Raw genomic sequence first — 14,530 nt, forward strand, 5'->3', positions numbered from 1 at the left:
TAAAATATCGTACAAACCAGCCCTTGGCGATACGATATTAAGGATTAGGGATCGGTTAAACCTTGCCCTCCAAGAGATCAAAATGGAACGGAAATGTTAACGATGAATGACGCGCCGTTCTGGAAAACCAAATCACTGGAAGAGATGAGTGGCCAGGAATGGGAAAGCCTGTGCGACGGCTGCGGCCTGTGCTGTCTGAACAAGCTGGAAGATTGGGACACCGGCGAAGTGGTGTTCACGTCGGTCCGCTGTCAGCTGCTCGACGGTGAAAGCTGTCGGTGCTCCGACTATGAGAACCGCCGCGCCACCGTGCCGGACTGTATCCAGCTTGATTTGAAAAAGGTGCACGAAATCGGCTGGCTGCCGCCCACCTGCGCCTACGCGCTGGTACGCGATGGCAAGGATCTGTACTGGTGGCACTATCTCGTCTCCGGCGACGTGAACACGGTGCATCAGGCCGGCATTTCCGCGCGCGGCCGCACCGTCAACGAGCTGGACGTGGAGGTTGACGATTTCGAGGATTATGTGGTGGACTGGCCGCTCACAGTGGGTGAGACGGCGGGCGAAAAAGAGAATAGCTGACGGAAGTCGCCAATTTTCGTGTTGGTCCTATTCCTGCCCCATCGTTTTCTTAAGGCATGTTTCGGAAGAACGGCATGCCTGAAACAAGGGCCGCCGTTCATCCATTCCGGCATATGATCCGCAGAATGCGGACGAGGGACATCAAAACGCATGCGCTATCGGCTGCCCGCCATCGTTCTTTCGTGCATTGCCCTTCAGGGTATTCTGCCGCTTTCCGCCTCCGCCCAGCAATCGCAGGCTTTTGAATGCACGCTGGTCACCTCCATCGAGACCGGCGCTGTCATCAACCAGCAGGGCGCCTGCGATCAGCGCGTGGCGCCGGCCTCCACCTTCAAGGTGCCGTTGGCTCTGATCGGTTATGACGCCGGCATCCTGCTGGATGACAAGACCCCCGCATGGGACTGGAAACCCGGCACGGAAGCCCGCGCGCAGGACCGCAAGACGGTTGATCCGACCATATGGGAGCAGGATTCGGTGCTGTGGTATTCGCGCGAACTCACCCGCCGTCTCGGCCCGGAAAAATTCGCCGCCTATGTCAAACGTCTGGGTTACGGCAATGCCGATGTATCCGGTGAACCCGGCAAGAATAACGGTCTCACCCATTCCTGGCTCGGCGCTTCCCTGACCGTTTCCCCGGTCGAGCAGGTGGGCTTCATCCGCCGCCTTCTGGCCGGAAATCTGCCGGTTTCGCGCGACGCGCAGGCAAAGACGCGGGCGATCGTGCCGGTGTTCGATGCGCCGGAGAGCTGGAGCGTGCACGGCAAGACCGGCACGGGCTTCATGCGCGACGAAAAAGGCAACCCCGACCGAAGCCGCCCCTTCGGCTGGTTCGTTGGCTGGGCGGAGCGCGAAGGCCAGCACATCGTCTTCGCAAGGCTTCGCGTTGCCGACAAGCCGTCGAGTGAACCGCTCGGCCCCGCAGTGCGCGACGCCTTCCTGCGCGATATTGCCCGGCTGGCAGTGCACAGATGATTATACGGCTGGCCAGCCCCAAGGAAAAGCGGACATGGCGGATGCCTCCAACGATGTGATCAAGCTCTACACCGACCATGGGGCCGATTTCGACAGGCTGCGCGGTCGTTCACTCGCCGAAAAACCCTGGCTGGATCGGTTCACGTCGCTTTTGCCGCAGGGCGGATCCATCCTCGATATCGGCTGCGGTTCAGGCGAGCCGATCGCCGGCTACTTCATCGGCAACGGATATGACGTGACCGGCATCGATACGTCATATCCCCTGATAGAAATTTGCCGCACCAGATTTCCGGAAAAGCGCTGGGTGGTCGCCGATATGCGTGAACTCGTGTTGAGTAGCCGCTTCGACGGGTTGATTGCCTGGCATAGTTTTTTCCATCTGAAGGCCGACGATCAGCGCCGCATGTTCGGTATTTTCCGGCAGCACGCCAATGACGGCGCCGCACTGATGTTCACGGCCGGGCCGGGACACGGGGAAGCGACGGGGACCCTTCAGGGAAAGCTGCTTTACCATGCCAGCCTCGCTCGCGAAGAATATGAAAGCCTGCTTGCCGCGCACGGGTTTCGACTTCTCGACCACATCGTCAACGATCCCGATTGCGGTGGGGCGACGATTTATCTCGCCAGACGTGTGGCGGCGTAACCATCGAATTCAGAGCCCTGCCAAGCACTCACGATTGTGTGTGCGATAAAAAATGTCGTTATCCCTTGACCTTCCCATGATGGGAATCCTTACATAGTAGCCATAAACGGGCGAAAGTCGCCCTGAGGGAAGTGGCATTATGAATATCGGACAGGCTTCGGATGCATCCGGCGTTTCCGCCAAGATGATCCGTTATTACGAGCAGATCGGCCTCATCACCCCCGCCGCCCGCACCGGCAACAACTACCGGGTCTATGGCGAGCAGGACGTGCATAATCTTCGCTTTATCAAGCGGGCGCGCACGCTTGGCTTCTCGCTGGAGGAGACGGAAACGCTCCTGAAACTCTGGCAGGACAAGAGCCGCGAGAGTTCGGCGGTGAAGGACATTGCGCTCGGCCATATCGCCGATCTCGAACAGAAGATTGCCGAGATGAAGGGCATGGTGAAGACGCTGTCCCACCTTGCCCATTGCTGCGGCGGCGACCACCGGCCGGATTGCCCGATCCTCGATGATCTAGCGGCAGGCGTCGAAAAGGCCGCCCACAAGCCTGCGAAGGCCCACTGACGGCCGCATCCCGCCCCGCCGCCAGTCCCTAAACCTCGTCGAACGCACCGCCTTCGCGCGAGGGATTGCGGTCGATCACGCGCTCTTCCGCGTCATCGGGAAGGGCCTCGTCGCTTTCCTGATAGGGGTCGTCTTCGCTCTCGGCCTCTTCTTCCTCGATTTCATGTTCGATGGACTGCGGAATTTCTCCCTTTGCCGGAAGGGCGTCGATATCGAGATCGAGCAGTTCCTCGTCCATGGCGTCTTCGTTGAGAGGTGTGATTTTCTTGCGGTCCATGGTGGTATCCTTTCTGTCTGGTCATTGCGCAAACGACCGGGGAGGCAGAGGGTTCCTGATGCCTGCAAGTTCGCTCGAGCGGAATAGGTAAAAAGGCGCCTTGACCTCAATTTTGCTTGAGGTTCTAGTTTGCCCGCCGTATCGCAAGAATGGAAAGGATACGGCTTTGACGAGTATGGAAATGACGGAGAAAAATAGCTGGTCGGAATTGCTTGGTGGGGCGAACCTCTCGCTTCTGACCGTCATTTCCTCCGGTATCGGCCTGCATGCCTTCAACCAGTTTGCAGTAGTCACGGCCCTGCCGGTCGCGGTGCGCGAGATTGGCGGCGCGGCCTTCTATAGCTGGGCCTACAGCCTCTATTTCGTCGGTTCCGTGGCAGGCGGTGTCACCGCCGTTCTGTTTCGCGAGCGTTTTGGCGCACGCAGCGTTCTATTCCTGTGCTGCCTTATCTTTTCCTTCGGCTCCGTCATGTCGGCACTCGCCGACAGCTTTTTATGGGTCGTCATCGGCCGGGCGTTGCAGGGACTTGCCGATGGCCTGATCGTGGCGGTGTGTTACAGCCTCATACCTGCCGGCTTTCGCTCGGCTCTACTGCCGAAGGTCTTTGCCATCGAGGCGGCCATCTGGGCGGTCGCGTCCTTCGTCGGGCCGCTCACCGGCGGTTTTGCCACGGAGCACATCTCCTGGCGCGCCACATTCCTCTTGTCTGCGCCGCTGATCGTGCTGCTGCTGGCCTATACGGCGATTGCGGTCTCGGCGGAACGGTCGGTCGCGACCTCGCGCAAGCCGATGGTGCCGCTGCTCCTTTGCCTTGTTGGCGCATTGGCTTTCTCCGCACCCTCCGCCTTTGAGGATGCCGGTCTGCGCATCATGTCGCTGCTGGTTGGTGCGGCACTGTTGTGGGCGTCGCTGAAGGCGGGCATCCGGCCTTCCACCGGCCTGTTCCCCAGGGATTCCTTCCGGTTGAAAACGGTACTTGGCAGCGGTTTCTGGGTGCTGTTCCTGATGTCCTATGCCCATGCACTCGGCAGCGTCTATCTCGCTTATGTCGCCATCAATCTCTGGCACCATGAGCCGACCTTCGCCGGTTTTATCGTCGTGACGATGCCGCTTGCCTGGAGCTTCGTGGCAATGCTTATCGGCAGCCTGCGTTCGGGCCGCCTGCGGCAGCTTTGCCTGCATTACGGACCCTACCAGATGGTGCCGGGCTGTGCGCTGCTCGGGCTTGGGCTGGCGACGGGGAACTGGCCGGAAATGCTGATCGGGCAGATATTGATCGGTTCAGCTTTCGGCATGTCCTGGGCAGGCATCAGCCAGGCAGCCATGGAAGCCGCGCCGGAAGAGGAACGCAAGATGACGGGCGCGCTGCTGCCTACGGTCGCGACGCTGGGTGCCGCCGCCGGTGCGGGTGCAAGCGGCACCGTCGCTGCCGCGAGCGATCTAGTTCTGCAGATCGATCGTGCGGATGTGACGATGCCGATGCTCTATCTCTATGGGCTGGGTGTCATCGTCTCGCTTCTGGCGATCCTGACAACCCGCGGGTTGCGAAGCGGACAGCGCTGACGCCTCTGCGGCGTGTGTGCGGTTAAGACTGCGTGGTGGCGATGGTGATCGCCGCCAGATACACCACGAAAGCCATGATCGCGACTGCGCCAATAATGATGACGACACCCTTGCCCGCGCGTTTTTTCTCGGTCTTGTTTTCGTTGGCTTCTGTCGGAAACAGGATGGGATCGCGGGAATCGCTGATTTTTGTCATGCCGTTTCTCCTTTGAGCGGTTGCTGCTTATCAACAGCAGATCCGCCAAAAGGTTCCTCACGGACGCAGCGCCCAGCTGGTGGCGTGCACTACAGCCCCCGGCGCTGCCTTGAGGAGCGCTGAACGCACGGGCTCGAAACCCTCTATGCGTTTTGTCCCCACATACCGGCCCCGGTTGGCGAACACTTCGATGGATCCGTAGTCCAGAAAGACGCGGATGTGCGAGGCCCTTGCTCCTCTGGCGATATAGTGCGGCGAGGGGCCATCGCGCCCGTCATCATGGCGGATCCACAGGCCCGTTTCATCGGCGATGAGGCCCAGTGTGACCACGGGATGATCGAGCACCAACTCGAACGGTGTGCCGGGCGAAGCAAGCTCGATCAGCATCTCCACCGCACCGTTGATGAAAGTGACGCGCTCCCCGGCCGCCAGCCGCGTGCGATCGACAATATGGCTTCGCAGGCTTTCCACCGCACCGATGGGCGGGGTCAGTAGCTCGCCGTTCGAATAGTGGATCCGGCGCGGCAGCGTCATGGATGTCGGGAAATCGATCTCCGGATTGGCATCCGCCCAATTGGCGAGCCAGCCGATGCCAATGATGCTGTCGCCATCCAGAAACGCCTGGAAGGCGTAATTGTCGGTGCCGAAATCCAGCTCCTGCCCAAATTCCTTGGTGAAGACCTTGCCGTCGAACCAGCCGACATCGGCCATGGTCAGGTTCTTGCGGCCGGTTTCAGGGTCTTCGGAATGCATCAGCCCATAGACCAGAACCCAGCGCGTGGATCGGGCATTGGCCGGGCCGTCGAGCGGCAGAAGGCAGGGGCATTCAATGGCAGTGGTCTTGTAGCGCGTTTCCACCCAAAGCTTGCCCACATAGGTCCAGCCTGACGCCGCCGTCGGGTCCAGCGTCTCGTAAAGCAGGATGACGCCGCCACCGTCGCTCTGACTTCCGAGCAGCATTTTCCAAAGTCCATCCGGGCCGCGAAAGACGTAAGGATCGCGGAAATCCGGCGTCAGCCCCTGTCCGTCCGGGCGATGGCCGAGAATGACTTCGGCCTGTCCGGCCATGATGAGATCGGAAGAAGTGGCGGTGAGCTGGATCTGCTGTTCGGGAATGCGATCCTGCACCTGCTCGGTGAAGAACACGCGGATGCCCGAACCTTCGACCAAAGGAATTGTCGAGCCGGAATAAGCGCCGCCGCGCTTGTCCGGCCGCGTCGTCAGGTCCTCGGAAGGGAAGAGGAAGATCGGCAGATGCCGCCAGCGCAGGTAATCGGAGGAAACCGCGTGGCCCCAATGCATGGTGTTCCAGCGCAGCCCGTGTGAATAATGCTGGTAGAACAGATGCGGCCGTCCTTCGAACCGGCCAAAGCCGTTCGGATCGTTCATCCAGCCGAAGGGCGGGCGGAAGTGGTAGCTGTCAGGCAGTTCCGGTGCGGCATTGTCCGGCTTGGTATGGACGACGGTTATGCCGGTTTCCAGCACGTCGGCGGCGGTGAACCAGTAGATGACGGAAACGGCGGTCGTGACAGTATCGTAGCTTAGTTCCACATGGCCGCCGCCGAAGACCTGATAGATTCTAAATCCGAACTCTTCCGTGTTGAGGCTTGAAACCTCAGCGAATTTTCCATTCGCATTGGAAAAGGAGACGGCGCCGGGTTCCGCCGGTTTTTTCGCCTTCAGCCATACATGGAAAGTGGCGTTAACAGGCAGATCGGTGTGCAGGATGCGGATTGCGCTTTCCGGCTCGGCGGCTACGGCTTCAACGACGGTCATTCCCGTTCCTTTCGTTGCGGCTAGTTTGGTTCAGGAAACGCAACGAATGGGACGAAAGAAAGTTCAACCGCCAGAGGTTTCGCCGTCGCCAGCCTCGTATTTGCCATCCAGCTCGAACACCAGCCCGTCTGGATGATAGAAGGTGCGGCCTTCCCCGGAGAAGTAAGCCGCAACGATCTGGTTGGTCAGCCGCGAGCCGAAACCCGTACGCGTCGGCGTCCTGACCGCAGGTCCGTCCGTCTCGCGCCAGCGCAGTTCGAAGCGGTCATCCTCGTCCAGCGTCCAAAAGATTTCGATTTTGCCGCTCTCGTTGGAAAGTGCGCCATATTTCATCGCGTTGGTGGCCAGTTCATAAATGGCCAGAGACAGGCCCAGCGCCTGTTGCGGCGCGATTTCCATGTCCGGTCCGGAAATCGTTACGCGCGCCTTGTCGTCGAGATGCGGATAAACGGACTCGCGGACAAGCGCGGAGATGCTGGCACCCTTTCCCGAAGCATGAATGAGGTTCTGGGCGTTGCCGAGTGCTGCGATACGTCTTTTGATGGTGTCGCGCGCATCCTCAAGCGTCTGCGAATGGCGCAGAGTGGCGCTGACGACCGCCGTGGTGATCGCCATCGTATTCTTGACCCGGTGGACGAGTTCGCGCCGCAGAAGATCCTCCCGGCTGCGGCTCTGCACCGCTCCGGTCGTGTCGACGGCTATGTCTATCAGCCCTGCGATCTTGCCCTGGTCGTCGTAAAGCGGGCTGTAGGAAAAGGTCCAGTAGGTGTCTTCGGGGTAGCCGTTGCGGTCCATGACGAGATGCATGTCCTCGGCGAACGTGCCCTTGCCGGAGAGTGCCTGATCCACGAAGGGTTTCACATCGTTCCAGACATCGGACCAGATGATGTGAAACGGCTTGCCGAGCGCACCCTCTTCCTTCAGCCCAAGAAACGGGCGGTAGGCGTCGTTGTAGACGATGTTGAGGTCAGGCCCCCAGAACAGACAGATTGCATGGCCTTGCTTGAGGATCATCTGCACGGTGGTTTTGAGTGATACCGGCCATGTCTCTATCGGCCCCGTGCTTGTCGACGCCCAGTCGAAGCGGCGGATGGCCTCGCCCATTTCACTGTCGTCATAGGGGAACTCTGGCACGAATTTATCCTGCTTGCATTGCGGCTCATTCATTGGATGTTTGTATGTTCAAATATACCTGTAGTTCAAATTGATTTTTCCAAACTTCGCTGCGGCTTCCCGTAATTGTGGCTATTCACCCCTCGCAACCGGGCGGAAAAAGGGCCATATCAGGTAAAAGCAGGGAGTTTACCCGTGATCACATTCGACAATTCCTATGCCCGCCTGCCGGAAAGGTTCAGCGCCGCCGTCTTGCCAACGCCGGTGAAGGCGCCACGCCTCATCGCCTTCAATCGCGCGCTGGCAGACGAGCTTCTTCTCGACGTCTCAGGCCTCGACGACGACAGGCTGGCGGCGATCTTTTCCGGCAATGTGGTACCGCAAGGGGCCGAGCCGCTGGCGATGGCCTATGCCGGCCACCAGTTCGGCGGTTTCGTGCCGCAGCTCGGCGATGGTCGTGCCATTCTTCTCGGTGAAGTCATCGACAAACACGGCAAACGTCGGGATATCCAGCTGAAGGGCTCCGGCCCGACGCCGTTTTCGCGAAGGGGCGACGGGCGCGCGGCGCTCGGCCCGGTGCTACGCGAATATATCGTCTCCGAGGCAATGTTCGCGCTCGGCGTTCCCGCGACAAGGGCGCTCGCCGCCGTCCTGTCCGGTGACAGGGTGCAGCGCGAGGTGGGTCTGCCGGGCGGGGTTTTCACCCGTGTTGCGGCAAGCCATATCAGGGTCGGCACCTTCCAGTTCTTCGCCGCGCGCGAGGATGATGAGGGGATCAGAAATCTCGCGGATTATGTGATTGACCGCCACTATCCCGAAGTGAAAAACGCGGACAATCCCTATCTCGCCCTGTTGCAGGGCATCGCTCAGAGGCAGTGCGAACTCATCGCCCGCTGGATGATGGTTGGCTTCATCCACGGCGTGATGAATACCGACAATATGGCGATCTCCGGCGAGACGATAGACTTCGGTCCATGCGCCTTCCTTGACGAATACAATTCTAACAAGGTGTTCTCCTCCATCGACGCACAGGGGCGCTACGCCTTCAACAATCAGCCGGGCATCGCCCAATGGAACATTGCAAGGCTGGCGGAATGCCTGTTGCCGCTGCTTGACCCTCAAGTGGAGAAAGCAGCCGAACTCGCAAACGCCGTGCTCGCTGATTTCGCCGCCGCGTTTCCCAAGCGCTGGCTTGCCGGCATGCGCGAAAAGCTTGGGCTGACGGGCGAAGAGGAGGGCGATATCGAGCTGGTGCAGGCGCTTCTTTCGCTGATGCAGGCATCGGAAGCCGATTATACGCTGACCTTCCGGCGTCTCTCTCACGCGGTAGAGGGCGATGCCGAGCCGTTTCGCGGCATGTTCATCGATATCGCGGCGGCGGATGCATGGCTGGCGCGCTGGCAGGAGCGGGCCGGGCGGGAAGAAGTCTCTGCCTCCGAGAGGTCGCGGGCGATGCTCGCCGTCAACCCGGCCATCATTCCCCGCAACCACCGCATCGAGGAACTGATCGAGGCGGCGGTGGAAGACGGCGATTTCGAACCGTTCCACGCCATGCTGGCGGCGATTGCCGCGCCATTTGAGGAACGGCCGGACAATTTCGTCTACATGCAGCCGCCGATGAGCGATGAAAAGGTGTTTCGGACCTTTTGCGGGACGTGATTTGGGAGAGGCATTCCGCCGCTCGTCGTCATGCTCGGGCCTGTCCCGAGCATCTGCGACCTATCGATTTCGTGAGACGTTAGATCCTCGGGACAAGCCCGAGGATGACAGTGTCGGGGCCGATTGCTCCCCTTAACTCACCCAACCCGGGCCAGCGGCTCATGCGCGCCGTAATATCTTCCAAACCGGTTTTCCAGGAATTTCGGCAGGGCCACTTCTTCCTGCCGGACAAACCCCTTCTGCGGCAGGGCGCCTTCCGCAAGCAGATCGAGAACCGTGCAGATACCGGCTGCGGTGGTGATCTGGATTGCGCTCATCATCCGGCCGGAAACGGGGCCGGCATAGACCTTGTTGGCATAGGTTTCCTGCAGGAAACGGCCGTTGCGGGTGCCGCAGACGGTAACGAAGACAATGACCACGTCCTGCATGGTGCCGGGCAGGGCGTTTTCGAAAAGGTCCTTCAGCACATCGCGGCGGTTGCGCAGGTTGAGGTCGTTCAAAAGCGCCTTCATGATCGCGACATGGCCTGGATAACGGATGGTGCGGTAATTCATCGTCCGCACCTTGCCTTCCAGCGTCGCACATAGCGTGCCGAGGCCGCCCGAGGTGTTGAAGGCCTCATATGTCACGCCGTCGAGCGAGAACTCTTCGCGCTCTTCCAGCGCCGGAACGGCGGTGAGGCGGCCTTCGACGATGGCTTCGCAGGGCTCGATATACTCGTTGATCAGCCCGTCCGTGCTCCAGGTAAGGTTGTAGTTGAGCGCATTGGACGGATATTGCGGCAGCGCGCCGACACGCATGCGCACGCTGTCCAGCTTGTCGAACCGGGCGGCAAGATCTGCGGCGACGATGGAAATGAACCCGGGGGCAAGACCGCATTGGGGAATGAGCGCTGTCTCAGCCGTTTCCGCCAGTGCCTTGACCTTGCGGGTGGATTCGACGTCTTCAGTCAGATCGAGATAATGCGTGCCGACTGTAACCGCAGCTTCCGCAATGCCCGCCGTCAGGTGGAAGGGGGCAGCGGAAAGCACGGCGAACTTGCCTTTCAACAGCGCTTCCAGCGCCGGACGGTCGCCAATGTCGACGATTTCAGTATCGACACGCTCATGCGCCGGCACATTTGTCAGCTGGTCTGCCGAGCGATCGGCAACCGTGATGCGATAATCGCCCGTGACAGCCAGCATCCAGGCGATGGCTGAACCGATATTGCCCGCGCCGATGACGACGATGTTTTTCATGTTTTTGTTCCCCGCAGTAAATTCATATGCCTCTGCGCACCAGATGCGCTTCATAGACAGAATGTCAGCTTTTTTGGACGATTCGCAGCTTCACTATGTGCGGATAGCGGGTTAATATTGGACAATTAGACGACAGGATTGGTCATTATGACGATTGCCGACAAGGACCGGGCGCTGCTGGCCCTGCTTTCCGAAAACGCCCGCATGCCGGTGGCGGAACTGGCCCGCAAACTCGGCCTTTCGCGCACCACCGTGCAGGCTCGCATCGAGCGGCTCGAGGCCGAAGGGGTGATCACCGGTTATGGCCTGAGACTTTCGGAAAGCTATCTTTCCGGGCTGGTGCGCGCCCATGTGCTGATCACCATCGGGCCAAAGGCGCTGCCCGGCGTGACGGCGGCGCTCACCGCCATCAAGGAGGTGACAACGCTGCATTCGGTCAGCGGCACTTTCGACCTGATCGCCATTCTGGCAGCACCTTCCATTCTCGACCTTGACCGGTTGATCGACAGGATCGGCGCGCTGGACGGCGTGGAACGCACGCTATCGTCGATCATTCTTTCCACGCGGATTTCTCGGTAGGCGTTGGAGGATTTGGCAGGCGAAAGGCGGACGAGTGCGCGCAATGCTCTCGTCTCCCTCATTCCTTTGACAAGCACAGGAATCAGGAAGGTGGGGGTCTGCCTTACCCTAACCCACCCCTCTCGTCATAAGCCTTCTGCGCCGCCAGCACCGCGTCCATATTGCCCTCCGCCCAGTGGGCCAGTGCCGCAACCGTGTCGGTCAGCGTGCGCCCGAGCGGCGTCAGGGAATATTCGACCGTGACCGGCACCGTCGGAAAGACCTGCCGCGAAATCAGGCCGTCGCGCTCGAGCTTTTTCAGCGTCTGAGACAGAACCTTCTGCGAAATGCCCTTGATTTCCCGCCGCAGCAGGTTGAAGCGCACCGCGTCCACCCGCAGCTTGTCGAGGATCAGCAGCGCCCATTTGTCAGCGATCCTGTCCAGCACCATGCGTGTGGGGCAGCGATCCTCGTAAACGTCATAGACATGTTCCATGGGTCTCATCCCGCTCTGAAAAGCCCGGGTCGGTTTCCTTGAGGATACCAGATAACCGGAAAGTGCTCTCTTTTCCTGATTTCGAATACGCAGTACGTATGTTTTCGAAACATGGTTTCTACTAGATACTACGGAGATTTGAGATGACTGGCAAGATACTCGTAATCGGTTCCACCGGCACCATCGGCACGCCGCTGGTAAAGGCGCTTCTGGCCAAGGGCGAAAGCGTGAAAGCGGCCTCGCGCACCGGCAAGGCAGCCGAAGGCGCGGAAGGGGTGCGCTTCGATTACACCGACGCCTCGACCTACACGGATGCCTTCGATGGCGTCGATCGTCTGTTTCTGATCCTGGCTGGCGGGCGTCTGGATGCAATCGACGCGCTGACGCCGGTTGTCGAGGAAGCTGCCCGCCGCAATGTGAAGATCGTGTTCCTCAGCGTCTTCGGCGTCGATGCCGACGATTCCATTCCCTATCGCCAGGTGGAACTGAAGATCATCGCTTCCGGCGCGCCTTACGTCATTCTGCGCCCCAACTGGTTTGCCGATAATTTCCACACCTACTGGAAGGCCGGCATCGAACACGGCCAGATCGCCGTTCCGGCAGGCGAAGGCAAGTCGAGCTTCATCGACGTGCGCGATATCGCCGACAGTGCAGCGTCAGCGCTGACCTCGACGGATTTCGACAATAAGGCGTTCAACCTGACCGGGCCGAAGGCTTTGAGTTACGGCGAGGCGGCCGCGATCATCTCGCAGGCCATCGGCAAGCCGGTCGGCTATAGCGCGGTTTCGGACGATGTTTTCATCGGCATTCTGACCGGCGCTGGCGTTCCGAAGGATTACGCCACCTTCCTCGCGTCGATCTTCTATCCGGTGCGCGAAGGCTTGACGTCGGCGGTCACCGGTGATGTCGAGACTTTGACCGGCCACGCACCGCGCTCGCTGGAAACCTATGTGGCCGACCATGTGGCCGCGCTGAAGGACTGACGCTCAGAAACGACACACCCGTCGCGTCACGCCGGATCGGTGGAGCCGCGGCGGGCCTTGAACAACATCTTGAGCCGCTGGATATCATCCGCATTCCAGCCCTGCGGTGCGGTTACCTCCATCCACGCATCGATATAGTGCTCCGGCGCGTAGACATGGCCGTAACCGATCGGCGCCGTGGTGGCGGCGGCAACATCAAGACCGAGCTGCAGCAGGGTCACGACGGGGAACCAGCGGAAGGATGTGGAGACGTCAGGGCCGTGATGAACCATCCATTGCGGTCGCCGGTAAAGCGATGCGGCCTCGAAGAAGGTGATCGGGTCGCTGGCATATTGCAGATAGACGATGCGCATCGGGCCCCACTTCGCATCAGGCATATGCGCAGTGGTATATTGGTTGGCGAAGCGGATGACCGAGGAATCGCGGAAACGCGGCAGCCATTCCGGCGTACCCGCCACGCGCCCATTGGTGGCCATGCGCCATGTGGGGCTGGAAAAGGGCGGACCGCTCCACAGCGCACCCTGGAACGGGTCCGAGAGCACGTCGTAAAGATCGGATGATTTCTGCGAGTTCAGCGAACCGAGGCTCAGCCCGTGCAGATAGAGTTTCGGGCGCGTCTCCTTCGGCAGGGTGGTCCAGTAACCGTAGACGGCCTGAAACAGCGCGCGCGCCGTTTCCACACCGTAATCTGGTTCGGTCAGAAGCGCGATCCAGCTGGAAAGATAGGAATATTGCACGGCAACGCTGGCGATATCGCCGTCATGCAGATATTCGACCGTATCAAGCGCTTCCGGATCGATCCAGCCGGTGCCGGTGGGAATGACGACCAGCAACACCTTGCGCTCGAACCCGCCAACCCGCTTCAGCTCTTCCAGCGCAAGTGCTGCCCTTTCCTCGGGCGTTGCCGCAGAATTCAGGCCTGCATAGACCCTGAGCGGTTCCCTGGCCGGGCGGTGGGTGAAGGCGGAAATCTCCTGTGCCTCCGGCCCGCCGGCCACGAATTCGCGGCCTCTGCGGCCAAGCGATTCCCATGTCATCAGGGAAGCGCTGCTGCCGGTTTTGAGCGCATCGGAAGGGCGCGGTACATCCGGCTCGATCAGCGCATCCACCTGTTTCAGCGAGGAATCGGCAAACTTCAGGCCGATATCGAAGATCAGACCGTTCAGCAGCATCCATGACAGCACGATGGCGGCGGCTATACCGAGCACATTGGCGAGCCGGCGCGGCAGGAAGTGACGGCTGCGCACCGAGAAGAATCGCCGGATGAGCTGGAAAAGCCGTCCAGCGCCGATGAGGAGGGCGGAGACCAGCACCGAAACGCCGCCGGTCTTGGTGGGGTGGGCGCTGGGCAACGGATCGAGCTCCATCAGGATACGGATGGAATTCTGCCAGTCTTTCGCCTGCCAAAGAAACGCGATCGCCGTTATCGCGCTGGCAAGGGCGATGAGAAAGCGGATGCTGCGCCGGTTATGGCGCGAGGGGTGGGGCAATTCCAGATAGGTCCATATGGCGGTGAGCGCCACGCCGATCAGATAACCGATGGCAAAGGAAAATCCGCACAGCACACCCTGCATCAGCCATGTGCGCGGCAGAAGAGACGGCGTGAGCGAAGCGCAGAACAGAATAGTGCCAAAGACGATGCCGGTTGCCGAAAGACCCGCAAACAACCGCCCAACCCATTGTTTCAACAACTTGACTTGCCCCTTTTTCCCGCCGTCTGGCACGAGTGTAGTATGCGCCGGGCGAGGGTGCAAACCCTGTTCGCAGGACAAAAATCACAATTATAGGAAAATAATCCTTTACAGCGTGACGGTGGTTTGATAGGTTTAGGTCACAGTCGGAGATTTGCGGCTGAGCGGCAAAGGTCGGTTTAGCCGATGCTTTTCCGCGACACGTCATTTCTCTCGC

15 protein-coding genes are annotated in these 14,530 nt (G+C 60.1%); 8 read left to right on the top strand and 7 right to left on the bottom strand.

Going from position 1 to position 14,530, the window contains the following annotated elements; genetic code table 11:
• Positions 1–102 precede the first annotated feature (102 nt).
• The 4 genes from GH784_RS14335 (at position 103) to cueR (ending at position 2,762) form a co-directional block, all read left to right on the top strand.
• Positions 103–582 carry a YcgN family cysteine cluster protein gene (locus tag GH784_RS14335; protein WP_019564095.1) on the top strand — a complete coding sequence of 160 codons (480 nt, stop codon included), beginning with the start codon at positions 103–105 and terminating at the stop codon, positions 580–582.
• Positions 583–732: 150 nt separating this feature from the next.
• Positions 733–1,554 (top strand): class D beta-lactamase, encoded by an 822-nt coding sequence (gene blaOXA / locus GH784_RS14340; RefSeq protein ID WP_003512067.1) that lies wholly within the window; start codon positions 733–735, stop codon positions 1,552–1,554.
• A 34-nt stretch (positions 1,555–1,588) separates the two neighbouring features.
• Positions 1,589–2,197: a class I SAM-dependent DNA methyltransferase gene (locus GH784_RS14345; protein ID WP_065704952.1), complete on the top strand. Its 609-nt coding sequence runs from the start codon at positions 1,589–1,591 to the stop codon at positions 2,195–2,197.
• Between the two features lie 139 nt (positions 2,198–2,336).
• Positions 2,337–2,762 (top strand): Cu(I)-responsive transcriptional regulator, encoded by a 426-nt coding sequence (gene cueR / locus GH784_RS14350; protein ID WP_003512071.1) that lies wholly within the window; start codon positions 2,337–2,339, stop codon positions 2,760–2,762.
• A 28-nt stretch (positions 2,763–2,790) separates the two neighbouring features.
• On the opposite strand, the gene GH784_RS14355 is transcribed toward cueR, so the two are convergent.
• Positions 2,791–3,039, bottom strand: coding sequence for a hypothetical protein (locus tag GH784_RS14355; protein WP_003512073.1), 249 nt, complete (start codon positions 3,037–3,039; stop codon positions 2,791–2,793).
• 175 nt (positions 3,040–3,214) lie between these two features.
• Here GH784_RS14355 and GH784_RS14360 point away from each other — a divergent pair, with 175 nt between their 5' ends.
• On the top strand, positions 3,215–4,603 hold the full coding sequence (locus GH784_RS14360) for an MFS transporter (RefSeq protein WP_019564092.1): 1,389 nt from the start codon (positions 3,215–3,217) through the stop codon (positions 4,601–4,603).
• Positions 4,604–4,625: 22 nt separating this feature from the next.
• Here GH784_RS14360 and GH784_RS14365 read toward each other — a convergent pair whose 3' ends face one another.
• The 3 genes from GH784_RS14365 to GH784_RS14375 all read right to left on the bottom strand — a co-directional run bounded on the left by GH784_RS14365 (position 4,626) and on the right by GH784_RS14375 (position 7,709).
• A complete protein-coding gene (locus GH784_RS14365) occupies positions 4,626–4,799 on the bottom strand; it encodes a hypothetical protein (RefSeq protein ID WP_003512077.1) in 174 nt (57 codons plus the stop codon).
• Between the two features lie 57 nt (positions 4,800–4,856).
• Positions 4,857–6,575 carry a glycoside hydrolase family 32 protein gene (locus tag GH784_RS14370; RefSeq protein WP_065704951.1) on the bottom strand — a complete coding sequence of 573 codons (1,719 nt, stop codon included), beginning with the start codon at positions 6,573–6,575 and terminating at the stop codon, positions 4,857–4,859.
• 63 nt (positions 6,576–6,638) lie between these two features.
• A complete protein-coding gene (locus GH784_RS14375) occupies positions 6,639–7,709 on the bottom strand; it encodes a sensor histidine kinase (protein ID WP_244517176.1) in 1,071 nt (356 codons plus the stop codon).
• A 177-nt stretch (positions 7,710–7,886) separates the two neighbouring features.
• Between GH784_RS14375 and GH784_RS14380 the strand changes: the two genes are divergently transcribed.
• Positions 7,887–9,347 carry a protein adenylyltransferase SelO gene (locus GH784_RS14380; protein WP_065705010.1) on the top strand — a complete coding sequence of 487 codons (1,461 nt, stop codon included), beginning with the start codon at positions 7,887–7,889 and terminating at the stop codon, positions 9,345–9,347.
• A 137-nt stretch (positions 9,348–9,484) separates the two neighbouring features.
• Here the strand turns inward: GH784_RS14380 and GH784_RS14385 are convergent, their stop codons facing one another.
• Positions 9,485–10,585 carry a saccharopine dehydrogenase family protein gene (locus tag GH784_RS14385; protein WP_003512083.1) on the bottom strand — a complete coding sequence of 367 codons (1,101 nt, stop codon included), beginning with the start codon at positions 10,583–10,585 and terminating at the stop codon, positions 9,485–9,487.
• A gap of 147 nt (positions 10,586–10,732) precedes the next feature.
• Here GH784_RS14385 and GH784_RS14390 point away from each other — a divergent pair, with 147 nt between their 5' ends.
• A complete protein-coding gene (locus GH784_RS14390) occupies positions 10,733–11,164 on the top strand; it encodes an Lrp/AsnC family transcriptional regulator (protein WP_065704947.1) in 432 nt (143 codons plus the stop codon).
• A gap of 103 nt (positions 11,165–11,267) precedes the next feature.
• On the opposite strand, the gene GH784_RS14395 is transcribed toward GH784_RS14390, so the two are convergent.
• Positions 11,268–11,639: a winged helix-turn-helix transcriptional regulator gene (locus GH784_RS14395; protein ID WP_065704945.1), complete on the bottom strand. Its 372-nt coding sequence runs from the start codon at positions 11,637–11,639 to the stop codon at positions 11,268–11,270.
• A gap of 143 nt (positions 11,640–11,782) precedes the next feature.
• Between GH784_RS14395 and GH784_RS14400 the strand changes: the two genes are divergently transcribed.
• On the top strand, positions 11,783–12,622 hold the full coding sequence (locus GH784_RS14400; RefSeq protein WP_065704943.1) for an SDR family oxidoreductase: 840 nt from the start codon (positions 11,783–11,785) through the stop codon (positions 12,620–12,622).
• Between the two features lie 26 nt (positions 12,623–12,648).
• Here the strand turns inward: GH784_RS14400 and GH784_RS14405 are convergent, their stop codons facing one another.
• Positions 12,649–14,289, bottom strand: a complete 1,641-nt coding sequence (locus tag GH784_RS14405) for an alpha/beta hydrolase (RefSeq protein WP_065704941.1) — start codon at positions 14,287–14,289, stop codon at positions 12,649–12,651.
• Positions 14,290–14,530 lie beyond the last annotated feature (241 nt).

It is taken from the genome of Agrobacterium tumefaciens (assembly GCF_009649785.1).
GTDB lineage: Bacteria > Pseudomonadota > Alphaproteobacteria > Rhizobiales > Rhizobiaceae > Agrobacterium > Agrobacterium tumefaciens.